The organism is Paenibacillus sp. J31P316, assembly GCF_056269105.1.
On the sequence record NZ_JBWDNI010000011.1, the window covers coordinates 98,501 to 111,322 of the forward strand.

Sequence of the window (12,822 nt, forward strand, 5' to 3'; positions counted from 1 at the left end):
GGTCTAATGGAGATGAGGTGCTGCGAAGATGAACGAGAGCAACGACGAACGCAAAAAAACTCTCCACTCGGCCGTATCGCCGAATGGAGAGCATGCACCCGCGTCGCGACTTAACCATGCCGCGCGTTATTCTTGAGATTACGTTGTACGGCCGTTATTGGCCATTAGCCGCCTTCCATGCCGCGACTTGCTTGTCGATTTCGGCCAGTACTTTGTCCAACCCGGCTTTCTTCACTTTGTCTTGGTATTCTTTGATCTTGCCGTCGACGTCTTTGCTCACGTAGATGGCGTTCGCCTCTGCTTGCAGCGCGTCGATTTGCGCCATTTCCTTCTTAACCGGCGTGGAGTCGAACACGAAGCCAGCATACGGAGAGTAATCGGCTTTGTCGATCGCCGCTTTCAGACCGTCAAGCACTTCTTGGCTGTTCCAGTTGGACGGCCATTGATCCCACAGGCTGCCGATGAACGGATGCCAGATCGCCCAGCCCAGTTGATCTTGCGTCTTTACCGTCGGGTTGTCCGTGCCCTCGCCGGAGACGTAGTTCCAATCTTGTCCTTGAACGCCGTAGCAGAATTCGTTGAACAATTTCTTGTCGGCGTAAAGCAGGTCGAGGAGCATCATCGCGCGTTCCGGATTTTTGCTCGTCTTGCTGACGTAGCTGACGACCGTGCGGATGGAGCTTCCCGTTACGACCGCTTTCTCGTCGAGCAAGGATTGCACCATCGGGGTACCGTAGTCGGAAGATGGTTTAACGAACGATTTGTCGTACACATGGTAGCCGGTAATGGCATAACGGCCGGTTTTGAATTCGGTGGCCGGGTCGGTGCCGACCGGAAGGACTTTCTTCGGCAAGTAGCCTTTCTGGTACCAGTCGGCTTTCAGCTTCGTCACGTTGATCCAGTCCGTATTTTCGACCATGCTTTCCCACTTGTTGTCCGTCATGCTGTAGCCAACCATCGGCGATATGCTGTCGATCGTTTGCGGCATGTTAATGGTGCCCATGAACGGAATGAGATCCGGTTCTTTCTCTTTGAGCATGGCAAGCGTCGGCTCAAGGTCTTTCCACGTATGGATGGCACCGTAGTCGATGCTGTATTTGTCCGCGATGTCTTTGCGATACGCGATGTTATAGGACGTCACCCATGCGCTCGGGTTGGCGATGCCGTATTTCTTGCCTTGCGTGGTAACGGCGTTCCATGCTTGTTCAGGCACTTTCTTGACGATGTCTTGGCCGTATTTGCCGAGAAGATCGTCGAGCGGCAGCGCGATGCCGCTCGAAACGTTATTGGCGAAGCCGAGCATATTGTTGATATCCGTGAAGATATCGAAGCTCTCGCCCGATGCCGCGGCGACTTTGATCTTCTGCGCATATGTCGCGCCGTCGATAAATTTGAACTCCAGGTTAACGTTCAGCTTTTCTTTCAACTGCTCGTTCAAATATTTCATAACGCTCGTTTCGTTCGGACGCGGATCGAGCGGCGCAAGAATATACCAAGTCAGGTTGACGAAGTCTTTCGTGTCAGCCGTTTCGGAAGCGTTTTCATTTGTAGCCCCGCTGTTCGCGCTGCCGTCGTTGCCGGATCCGGCGTTCGATGCGGTATTGTCGTTGTTCGTCGCGTTCGCGGAATTCGCGCTATCGTTCGTGTTGTTGTTGCTGCTTCCGCAAGCGGTCAGCGCCGTTGTCGCGGCAAGCATCGTAGCAAGCAATAGTAAAGACGAATTGCGTTTCGTTTTGCTTGTCATTCGTGTACCCTCCCCTAATTTGTATGCCTAGCAATTCGAAGGCGGCGGGCCCTGCCCCCTTCGGCATATGTGTTAACAGCGGCTAGCGGCGAGGCTAGACTGCGCTGAATTAACCTACCCTTTCACGGCGCCTACAGTCAAGCCCCGCGTGAAGAAACGCTGGAAGAACGGGAATACGAGCAGCAGCGGTCCGACGGCGATGACGCAGACGGCCATGCGGAACGTCGCTTGCGGCAGCGCGCCGCTCGACATGCTCACCGGCTTGATAATGGCGAGGAATTGCATGTTGGTCAACATCTTTTGCAGCATCGCCTGCAGCGTCAAGAGCGTCGGACTGTCCGTATAGAGAAGACTCGAGAACCAATCGTTCCAGAATTGCAGCGCCATCAACAAGCCGACCGTGGCGATCGCCGGCGTCGCCAGCGGAAGGACGATTCGCGTGAAGATCGTAAACTCCCCTGCGCCGTCAAGCTTGGCGCATTCGTACAGGGCATCGGGAATGCTGCGCAGGAAGCCTTTGAGCATCAGCACATAGAAGGCGTTGACGAGCGCCGGCACGAACAGCGCGTATATGGTGTCTTTCATGTGAAGCCATTGGGTAACGAGAATATAACTGGGAACGAGGCCTCCGCGGAACAGCATCGTGAAGAAGATGTAGAACGACAAGCCGCTGCCGTACTTGTAATCGCGGCGACTGATGGCGTAGCCAAGCGTCGTCATCAGCCATAAGCCGAGTACAGTGCCCGCCACCGTCGTAATAATCGTGACCGTGTAGGACCGCAGCAATTGTTCGTAATTCTTCCCCAACAAGTGGTACGCATCGAGCGAGAAACCGCGCGGCCAGAACGCATAGCCGTGACGGATGATTCCGAGTTCATTGGAGAACGACGCGGCGAGGATCATGATGAAAGGCAATATGATGATGGCGCACAGCGCGATGAAGAAGATATGAAGGAAGACGTTGAATCGTTTTTGCGATTGAATCATCGTTGCACCGCCTTAGAAAAGTTTGTCTTCTTTGCTGAATTTGCCGATCGCGTAATTGGAGAGCAGGACGACGACGAAACCGCATACGGATTGGAACAAGCCCGCTGCCGAAGACATGCCGAAATCTCCAAGCTGGCGCAGCGCCCGGTACACGTACGTATCGATAACGTCCGTCGTCGGGTAGAGCAGCGCATTGTCCTGCGGCACGCTGTAGAACAGACCGAAGTCGGAATAGAAGATATTGCCGATCGACAGCACCACCATGATGATAATGATGGGGCGGATGAGCGGGATCGAGATATGCCAGGCTTGTTGGAAGCGGCTTGCGCCATCAAGCCGGGCGGCTTCGTAATACTCCGCGTCGATCCCCATCAGTGCGGCGTAATACATGAGCGTCCCGTAGCCGAGGAACTTCCATACATGGGCGACGACCAGAATGACCGTCCAGTAGCCCGGACTGTTGTAGAACAGGATCGAATCCACGCCTAGCGACTCCAGCAGTTTATTCACGATGCCGGTGTCGGAATCGAGGAAGCCGAATACCGCGTAGGAGACGACGATCCACGAGATGAAGAAAGGCAGGAACAAAATCGTCTGGTATATTTTCGTCGCGCGCTTGCCCAGTTCGAAAAGCAGCAGCGCCACGGCGACTTCCACGATAACGTTGAGCGAGATGAAGAGCGCGTTCATGACGACCGTGTTGCGCAGGATCGGCAGAAGATCGGAATTAAACAAAAATTCGAAGTTCGTCGTTCCGATCCACGGGCTGTGCCAGAATCCTTTTTCGAAGTTGTACTCTTTAAATGGAAGCACGAGTCCGTACAAGGGTACGTAACTGAAGATAAAGATGAAGACGATTGCCGGTAACGCCAGCAGCGTTATCCCGAAGCTGTTGCGAAAATACTTCAGATGTTTGGACATGGTGACTTCATTCCTCCATTTCTTGCTTACCAGCCAATCCGGCGTTCTCTCGCCCGGCGGCTGCTTCTGTTCCCATTATGTAATTGCCTCCGCCGTCGCGAATAGTGCAAATCATGCGCGGCAGTGCAATTGATGCATGCACTTTCCGTCGACCTATGCACAAATGCGGACTGCACTTTTCGTAAGCGTATTCAAAAAGGCGCATCCCTGTATTCAAGCTATTTACAACTTCCCCGTCGGTTGTATAGGATTGAACTACCAGGAGCTGGACAGGGGGGAAGCATCGTGCGAATATTGGACGCCACGTTCCGAAAGCAGAATAAATTTTATCTGCGCATCATCCTTTCCATCAGCCTTGTCGCTACCTTGCTCGTCTGCACGCTTTCGGGCGCGTTGTACTTATACGGCAAGGACAAGCTGTACGAGCTCGAGACGCAGAAGAACGGTCAACTGCTGAATCAAGCCAAATATTCGATCGAACAGATGGACGCCGCAATTCGCAACATCGCGATCTATTTATTCGTCACTCCGGATGCGGCCACGATTCTGAACAACACCGGCAACATCGGCCAAGACGAAATTTACTCCAAGCTGAACCGCATCTCTTCCTCCGTCATCACTTCGAACACGTCGATTCAATCGATCGGCTTCTATAATGAATACAACGAGCAATATTATTACGCCGGCAAGCAGATGTATTACAACGACCTCGGCATGAAAACCATGATCGACGCTTATCCGAACGCGCCGCGAATGAAACCGATTTTCCGCGAAATCGAAAGCATGTACGGCCGCAAGCCGGTCAAAGAACCCGTTATTACCTATCTGATGTACGAAGCTTCGGGCGATCCGGCCAAGATCGACTCCGCGGTCGCCATTAATCTCAATCCGAACTGGATCATGGATAACCTGAAGCAATTCAGTTTCGTTAACGACAAGAAAGGTGAAAGCGCTTATATTTACAGCGATCTCGGCGGTTTTCTGGATAAGAGCAAGGCGAATGCCGGACTGCGCGATTCGCTCATTCGCGACTATAAAGAGAAGCCGCCGAAGGGCGGCTCCGGCGCGATCGTTCGTAAACTGAACGGCAAGCAATACGTCGTTTCCTACCTTCAGCTGAAAGACCAGGAATTGACGATATTCAAAATCCAGCCGATTTCCACGGTCTATGGCTCGCTCTATGCCTTCCGCACGTTCCTGCTCATCATCGTCGCGATCTTCGTCATCGTTGCGCTGCTGTTCTCGCTGATGGCCTCGGGCATCGTGTATACGCCGATTCGCCGGCTAGTCAAGCACGTCGCGAGCGGCGGCGAGTCCCTCTCGACCCGGGACGAAATCTCGTTCCTGAGCAAAATGTACGATGACACCTTGTCCAAAGTGAAGCATTACGACTCGCAGCGGCAATCGGTGCAATCGATTCTGAAAGCCTATGCCCTGAAGAGCATGCTGGTCGGCGAACGCCCGCTTTCCAAGGAGAGCTTCGAAGAGCTGTGCCGCGAGCAGCGCATGCCGTTCGCTTACGACGGCCTGTACCTGCTCCTTCTCGTCAAAATCGACGGCTTCCCTCAGCTCCAGCAGCGCTATAACCTGCAGGATCGGGAGCTCATCAAGTACGCCATCGGCAACATCGTCGGCGAGTCGCTGCAAGATTTCGGCCGCGCCGAAGAGACCGCGCTCCAGGACGACGAGCTGCTGCTGCTCCTGCCTTTCGGCGGCGACGCCAAGGACGAGGCGTCGCTGTACGCGAAGCTCCGCTCGGCGCAAGCATTCATCAAGGACTATTACCGTTTGTCCGTCACCATGACCGTAAGCGGCATGATCGACGGCGCGCCCGGTCTGCCCGACGCTTACCGCGCCATCGTCAAGCTGGCCTCTTACCGGTTCGTACTCGGCACGGGCAGCGTCATCACCGCCGATCTCGTGCAGGCGAACGTCGACAATCGCAGCGTCGCCTACACGAAGCGGACGGAGACGATTCTGTTAGAACATATACAAAAACGCAATTACCCCGGCGTCAAGCAATCGCTCGACGCGCTGCAAGCGGAACTGAGCGGCATGAACTACGAGCATCTCGTCACTTCGTTCATGCGCCTAGTCGGCGAAGTCCGTACTTGCCTCAAGCATCTCCGGCTTCCGGCGACCGAAGCCGGCGAAGACCACCTGCTTGCCATGCTGAAGTCGATCGGCACGATCGATACGCTCGAGGAATGCTTCGGGAGCCTGCAGGCCCTGCTCCAAGGCGCTCTGGATGACTCCGTCGAAGCGGAGCATCCCAGCTCGCAGCAATTCGTCGTGGAGACCGTGCAAAATATCATCCAGCTGAGCTATGCCGACAACGGGCTCTGCCTGGACGGCATTTCCGCGACGCTCAAGATGCCTTCCCGCAAGCTGGCCAAGCTGTTTAAGACCTCGACCGGCATCTCGGTCGGCGAACAGATCAACGAAGTGCGGTTATGCCATGCGGCCAAGCTCTTCGAAACCGGCAGCTTCAGCGTGTACGACGTCCTCCTTCAGGTCGGCTACGAGAACCAATCCTACTTCTACAAGCTGTTCCGCACGAGATTCGGCATGACGCCGAAAGAGTACGCGACGCGATTCAATGCTGCCACGGCGGCCGATTCCGAAGCGATGAACGGTTGACGCAAACGCCGGAGCTTCGTGATGGCGCATGGTTCAAGCTGCTTTTGAACACAAAAAAGCCTTTGAGACGGCGAGCCGCACCGTCCTCAAAGGCTTTTTCTTTACCACTTTGTTTCTTTATTTATTTACAGCTTTTGCATCTTTTGCAGTCTTTGCAGCTTTTGCAGCTTATTTCTGGTTACAGCTCGATCGCCGCATCCAACACGTCCTGCACATGGCCCTTCACGCGCAGGTTGCGCCATTCGCGCACCAGCTTGCCTTTCTCGTCGACGAGAAAGGTCGAGCGCACAAGTCCCATATACTCGCGGCCGTACAGCTTCTTCAGCTGCCACACGCCGTACAGCTCGCACACTCGATGCTCCGTATCCGCCAGCAGCTCGAAGGGCAGCTCGTACTTCGCCGCGAACTTCTCATGCCGCTCCGCCGGATCGTTGCTGATGCCGAGCACGACCGTATTATGCTTGCCGAACTCCGCGTACGCGTCGCGAAAATCGCACGATTCCTGCGTGCACGCCGGCGTCATATCCTTCGGATAGAAGAATAGGACGACCTTGTGGCCGGCGTATTGGCTTAAGCTGACCTCGCGCCCGCCTCCCGCGGGAAGCTTGAAATCCGGCGCTTTTTTCCCCACGACCGCTTTCGCTTTGATTGCCATTGCTTCTTCTCTCCCCTTACAATCAAGTTCTTATGACCCTGCGCCCCGATACCGCGTGACGCCGTGATTCCAGATGAGCAGCCCAATCCCCATGACGATGATGCCCATGACCGGTGTGTACGGAGCAAGATCCGACAGGCCCGTCTCGTTCCGCCCCAGGAAATACGAGGCCGGAATAACGCCGACGAATGCGAACGGCAGCAGCCAGGTCAGGAAGAACCGGATGATTTTGCTATAAATATTGACCGGGTAACGACCGTAGGTCGAAATATTGTACATCAAGGGCAGAATGCCCGTCGGCGCGTCGGAATAGAACGAAATCGCCGTGAGCGACGTGAAGATGCCCGCATAGATCATGACGGAGCCGATCGTGAACACGGCCAGCATCAATATATCCGTCAGATGAAAGGCTAGCCCCAGGTCACCCCAACTCAAAATCATGATGAGCAGGCCGATGAACGAGCCGAACAACGACGGCGGATCGAGATTCTCAAGCAGCACCTGGTACAAGTTATAGGCCGGACGCGTCAGCACGCGGTCCATTTCGCCTTTGACGATATACCGTTCGCTGAAATTCCAAATGTTGAAAAGCGCGCTGAAGATACCCGACGGCACCATGAAATATCCGTACACGAACACCACTTCCGCCTCGGTCCAGCCGCCGAGCGTCGGCGTATGCCGGAACACGATGAGGATAAAAATCAGATTGACGGCTTGGAACAGCAGGTCCGACAGCACTTCGATCCAGAAATCCATCCGGTAGGTCAGCTTTGTTTTCACGTAATTCTTCATATACTCTGCGGCAAGCGACCAATAAAACATCAGTACCTCAACCTCCCTGCACGAACAACCGGGTTCGCGCCTGGCGCCATACCCATGCAATCGGAATAATCAATAGGACGAACCACAAGACTTGAATGCCGAAGAAACGCATGACCTCCGCGCCGGCAATCCGGCCGGTGAAGACGGAACTCGGAATATACGTAATCGCTTGAAACGGCAGCCATTTCATCGTGACGGCAAGCCAGCCCGGGAAGAACGTAATCGGCACGATGACCCCCGAGAACAGGTCGACGAGCACGCGCTTCAAGCGCAGCATGCCCTCGTTATTTTCGACGAAGAAAGCAAACAAGCCTACGAGCATATTGATCTGCGTATTAATAAGAAAGCTGAACAGCAGCATGACCAGATAGATGGCCCAGATGCCCGGATCCGACGGCAGCTTCACCGGGAAGATCAGGCATACGAGCGCAAGGCCCGGTCCCATGAACAGGAGCAGACGGAACAGACCTTCTCCGAACCCCTGCATCAGCTTCACGAACAGATAGTTGTAGGGACGGATAAACTGCACGGCCACGCTGCCGTCTCGGATTTCGTTTGCGATTTCGCGATCCAGGTTATTGAAGTAAAAGGCCCTCGCCATCCAGGATACCGCTACATACGTCGTCATCTGCGCCAGGGTGAAGCCCGCCAGCAGCTTCTGATCGCCGTAGATCGCTTCCCACAGAAAATAGTACGCGCCGATGTTGATCGTGTAAATGACGATGCCGCTGTAATAATTGACGCGATACGCCAGCATCATGAGAAAACGAATGCGGATCAAGTCCAAGTACGCGCTATTCATGAATTGGGCTCCTTCTTGGAGTCGGCGCCTGCGAGCACCGGTTCGGCTGTTTGCGGTTCCGGCTGCGCGGATTCGCCGGACTCGGATGACGCGGTATCGTCTGCATCGTCAGCCCTGGCTGCGGCGGCAGCTGCCATAGTGTCGTTGGACGTAGCGGCAGCAGTTACTGGCTTTGACATCACGGATGCTGCCTGCGGCTGTTCCTCTGTTCGTGACGCGGTTTCCGTTTCTGCGGACGCGGCGCCGGCGCCAAGCTTCGCGGCCGCCTCGCTTGAAGCCGAGCCGGAGGAATAGATCTCGCGGACGATCTCATCCGTATTCGTCTCCATGATCTTGATGTCGCGGATATCCGAGCTGCCGCCGACGACGCGGGCGAGCGCGTCGGACACGTTTACCGCATGCGGCAGCCACATCGTGGCCGTCAGCTCGTTGTCGATGCTCCACTCGACGCCTTCCAGCCCTTCCGTCAGGCTGCGCAGCGTATCCAGCGAGGGGTGCTCTCCGAACTGGAATTGCAGCTCCCGGCCTTTGCTCCAGCGCGATTTCAGCTCCTCCAAGCCGCCGTCATAGATAATGCGGCCGTCGTCGAGCATGATGACGCGCGAGCACAACGCCTCGATATCCTGCAAATCATGCGTCGTCAACAGAATCGTCGTGCCCTGCTCTCGATTAATTTTTTTTAAGAATTCGCGGATTTCCGTCTTTACGATAATATCCAAACCGATTGTCGGCTCGTCCAGAAATAGAATCGAAGGATTATGCAATAGCGAAGCGACGAGCTCGCAGCGCATCCGTTGACCAAGACTGAGCTTCCTTACGGGACGATTGAGCAGGTCGCCCAGCTGCAGCCGCTCCACCAATTCGTCCAGCCGTTTGCGGTAGTCGGCTTCGGACACCCGGTACACCTTCCGCAGCAATTGGAACGACTCGATCACGCCGATATCCCACCATAATTGGCTGCGCTGACCGAATACGACGCCGATGCCGCGAACGAATTTTTCCCTGTCTTTATAAGGCACGTAGCCATTTACTTTGAGGTGTCCCGAGGTCGGAACGAGGATGCCCGTCAGCATCTTGATCGTGGTCGATTTGCCCGCTCCGTTCTCTCCTATGTAGCCGCATATCTCGCCCTGCGGAATTTGAAAGCTGATATCTTTCACCGCGGTGATCGAATGATATTCGCGCTTGAACAAATCCTTGAGCGCGCCTCCGAGACCTTCGCGATTCTTCTGAACCTGGAATTGCTTCCTTAAATCTTGTACATCAATCGCCAGCATTCTGCGTCCGGCTCCTTCCTTTTTCGACATTTCCTAGGAAATATCCGCCTCATTCGATCCAATCAGATAAAACTTGCTTCTCTATGACAATCCATTTTATAATTTTATGATATGTAATGCTATACTGTTTACAAAAGTTTGGTCAATCTGCTCTGCCTGATAGCGATCTATTGGACGTCATACTTTATTGTTCCGAAGCGGGGTTTAACTCCTCGTCCGATTCGGACCTATTCCAAGGAGGAACTGAAACGAACATGGCGCGTGCGAAAGCGAAGCAACCAAAACGAAAAAGACCCTGGAGATGGGCGCTGTTAGGCGTTGCCGTCGTGATTTTGGCGGTCGGCGGTTACATCTTCTACGAACTTTACGGCACCTATAACGGACTTAATAAGCTGAGCGATCCGACGAATGATCCGAAATTCACCGATTACGACGTCGTCGCAACCGAGAAGCCTCCCGAATGGGAAGGCAAGGAACGCGTTAACATCCTCATCATGGGCGGCGACAACCGCGGCTTGGCCGAGAACGATAAAGCCCGTTCCGACTCCATGATGGTCGTATCCTTGGATCCGGTGAAGAAAGACATTCACTTGTTCTCCGTTCTCCGTGACACGTGGGTGGACATTCCGGGACATGGGGATGACCGCATCAATACGGCGTTCGCGCTCGGCGGCTCCGAGCTTGCCATGCAGACGATCGGCAACGTGCTTGGGCTCGATATCCAGTATTATGTGTACACGGACTTCGAAGGATTCAAGTCGGTCATCGACGCGATCGGCGGCATTCAAAACTTCGAGGTCGAGAAGGACATGAACTACGTCGACAACGCGGACGGCAACCGGTACGACATTCATCTGAAGAAGGGCGTTCAGGACCTTGACGGTACCAAAGCACTGCAATACGTCCGCTTCCGTCATGATGCGATGAGCGACTTCACGCGTACCGAGCGTCAGCGCAAGCTGCTAGGCGCCGTGGCCGACAAGATGAAGAACGGCTGGAACCTGCTGAAAATGAAGAAAATCGTAGACAGCGTTGACGGCTATGTCAAAACGAACATCGAAGTATCCGATATGATCAAGCTCGGCCAACTCGGCGTCAACAGCCATATCGCCGGCCAAGCCCAAGTGCCTCCGATGGACCTGATCAGCGGCGAGAAAGTAAACGGCGCTTCCGTCCTCGCGATTTCGGATGAAGACAAAGTATTGGACTTCGTGCAGGATGAGCTCACCAAGGATTCCACGATCCCGGCTTCGACCGATACGTCCGTTCAGAGCGGCAACGGAACGGTGACCAACACGGGAACGAACTCGACTGCCGCGGGCAGCGGGAATACCGCCAATGAAGGCAGCCGATAGTTCGGAGATAGAATAGCCAGCACGTTGAAGAACAACCCATAGAACGATGAAGAACCAAGACAGCCCATACAGCGTTCAAGCACAAAGGCAGGCAATAGAACAGTTAAGAGAGCGCGCCGATGCGATCGGCCGCTCTCTTTTGTTGTGCTGGCCGGCTTGGCAGCGTTACAATAAGGGCATTGCGTTCGTCGTTTCATTTCATCGACCATTGAATCAGGAATCTAGGAGGCAACACTCATGTCCACTAAGCACAGACCGCGCTCGGAGGCCCTATATGCCGAGGCGCTTCAACATATCGTCGGGGGCGTTAACAGTCCCTCGCGTTCCTTCAAAGCCGTCGGCGGCGGCGCGCCCGTCTTCATGAAACGCGCCCAAGGAGCTCATTTCTGGGACGTCGACGATAACCGTTACATCGACTATCTGTGCGCCTACGGCCCTATCATTACCGGCCATGCGCACCCGCATATTACCGAAGCAATCACTACGGCAGCCGTGAACGGCACGCTCTACGGCACGCCGACGGAGCTTGAAATCACACTGGCAAGAATGCTCAAGGAAGCTATTCCTTCGCTTGATAAAGTCCGTTTCGTCAACTCCGGCACGGAGGCCGTCATGACGACGATTCGCGTGGCCCGCGCCTACACGAAACGGAGCAAGATCATCAAGTTCGCCGGCTGCTACCACGGCCATTCCGATCTCGTTCTCGTGGCCGCCGGCTCCGGTCCGTCGACGCTCGGCATTCCCGACAGCGCCGGCGTTCCCGTCAGCATCGCAAGCGAGGTCATCACCGTTCCGTTCAACGATCTGGACGGTCTGCGCACGGCGCTGGATACGTTCGGCGATGACGTCGCGGCCGTGATGGTCGAACCCATCGTCGGCAACTTCGGCATGGTGATGCCGGAGCCCGGCTTCCTCGAGGGTCTCTGCAAGATGACTCGCGAGGCAGGCGCCCTTGTCATCTACGACGAAGTCATCAGCGCCTTCCGCTTTCATTACGGCAGCGCGCAAACCTATGCCGCGTTCCCGGATCACGCTGCCATCGAGCCGGATTTGACGGCGCTCGGCAAGATTATCGGCGGCGGCCTGCCGATCGGCGCTTACGGCGGCCGCAAGGAAGTCATGGAGCAGGTCGCGCCGCTCGGACCGGCTTATCAGGCCGGCACGATGGCCGGCAACCCGGCCTCCATCTCGGCCGGCATCGCCTGCCTCGAGGTACTGCGGCAGCCGGGCGTCTACGACCGCATGGATACCCAGGCAGCACGGCTTGCCGATGCGCTGCAGTCATCGGCGGACAAGCACGGCATTCCGCTTACGATCAACCGCATCCGCGGCTCGTTCTCCGCTCACTTTTGCAGCCATCCCATCACGAACTACGATGAAGCGCAGGATACCGACGGCGAAGCGTTCGCGCGGTTTTTCCGGTTGATGCTGGACCAAGGCATCTGCCTGGCTCCTTCGAAGTACGAGGCCTGGTTCCTGACCACGGCTCACACGGACGAGGATATTGATGCCACGATCGCGGCGGCGGAGCATGCTTTTGCTGCGATGAAAGAGTAAATAAATTGGGGCCGAATAAGCCAAAAAACCCTCGATCTCCGCTTGCTTGCGGGAATCGAGGG

9 protein-coding genes and 1 pseudogene are annotated in these 12,822 nt (G+C 55.3%); 3 read left to right on the forward strand and 7 right to left on the reverse strand.

The features are described 5' to 3' along the window. Window positions 1–154 precede the first annotated feature (154 nt). The 3 genes from AC0YNU_RS24085 to AC0YNU_RS24095 all read right to left on the reverse strand — a co-directional run bounded on the left by AC0YNU_RS24085 (window position 155) and on the right by AC0YNU_RS24095 (window position 3,652). A complete protein-coding gene (locus AC0YNU_RS24085; RefSeq protein WP_475761230.1) occupies window positions 155–1,744 on the reverse strand; it encodes a DUF3502 domain-containing protein in 1,590 nt (529 codons plus the stop codon). A gap of 114 nt (window positions 1,745–1,858) precedes the next feature. Next, window positions 1,859–2,731: a carbohydrate ABC transporter permease gene (locus tag AC0YNU_RS24090; protein WP_475761231.1), complete on the reverse strand. Its 873-nt coding sequence runs from the start codon at window positions 2,729–2,731 to the stop codon at window positions 1,859–1,861. A 12-nt stretch (window positions 2,732–2,743) separates the two neighbouring features. Continuing rightward, complete coding sequence (locus AC0YNU_RS24095) at window positions 2,744–3,652, reverse strand: ABC transporter permease (RefSeq protein ID WP_475761232.1); 909 nt, start codon at window positions 3,650–3,652, stop codon at window positions 2,744–2,746. Between the two features lie 285 nt (window positions 3,653–3,937). On the opposite strand from AC0YNU_RS24095, the gene AC0YNU_RS24100 reads away from it, so the two are divergent. Beyond that, a complete protein-coding gene (locus AC0YNU_RS24100; protein WP_475761233.1) occupies window positions 3,938–6,292 on the forward strand; it encodes a helix-turn-helix domain-containing protein in 2,355 nt (784 codons plus the stop codon). Between the two features lie 178 nt (window positions 6,293–6,470). Here AC0YNU_RS24100 and bcp read toward each other — a convergent pair whose 3' ends face one another. The 4 genes and pseudogenes from bcp to AC0YNU_RS24120 form a co-directional block, all read right to left on the reverse strand. Beyond that, a complete protein-coding gene (gene bcp / locus AC0YNU_RS24105) occupies window positions 6,471–6,947 on the reverse strand; it encodes a thioredoxin-dependent thiol peroxidase (protein ID WP_475761234.1) in 477 nt (158 codons plus the stop codon). Window positions 6,948–6,977: 30 nt separating this feature from the next. Beyond that, on the reverse strand, window positions 6,978–7,769 hold the full coding sequence (locus AC0YNU_RS24110) for an ABC transporter permease (protein WP_475761235.1): 792 nt from the start codon (window positions 7,767–7,769) through the stop codon (window positions 6,978–6,980). A 7-nt stretch (window positions 7,770–7,776) separates the two neighbouring features. After that, on the reverse strand, window positions 7,777–8,571 hold the full coding sequence (locus tag AC0YNU_RS24115) for an ABC transporter permease (RefSeq protein ID WP_475761236.1): 795 nt from the start codon (window positions 8,569–8,571) through the stop codon (window positions 7,777–7,779). Between the two features lie 248 nt (window positions 8,572–8,819). Then, a pseudogene (locus AC0YNU_RS24120) lies at window positions 8,820–9,848 on the reverse strand (ABC transporter ATP-binding protein); the annotation flags it as partial. 254 nt (window positions 9,849–10,102) lie between these two features. On the opposite strand from AC0YNU_RS24120, the gene AC0YNU_RS24125 reads away from it, so the two are divergent. Continuing rightward, the gene (locus tag AC0YNU_RS24125; RefSeq protein WP_475761237.1) at window positions 10,103–11,203 is read left to right on the forward strand and encodes an LCP family protein; all 1,101 of its coding nucleotides are present in this window, start codon (window positions 10,103–10,105) and stop codon (window positions 11,201–11,203) included. Between the two features lie 237 nt (window positions 11,204–11,440). Beyond that, window positions 11,441–12,760 (forward strand): glutamate-1-semialdehyde 2,1-aminomutase, encoded by a 1,320-nt coding sequence (locus AC0YNU_RS24130; protein ID WP_475761238.1) that lies wholly within the window; start codon window positions 11,441–11,443, stop codon window positions 12,758–12,760. Window positions 12,761–12,822 lie beyond the last annotated feature (62 nt).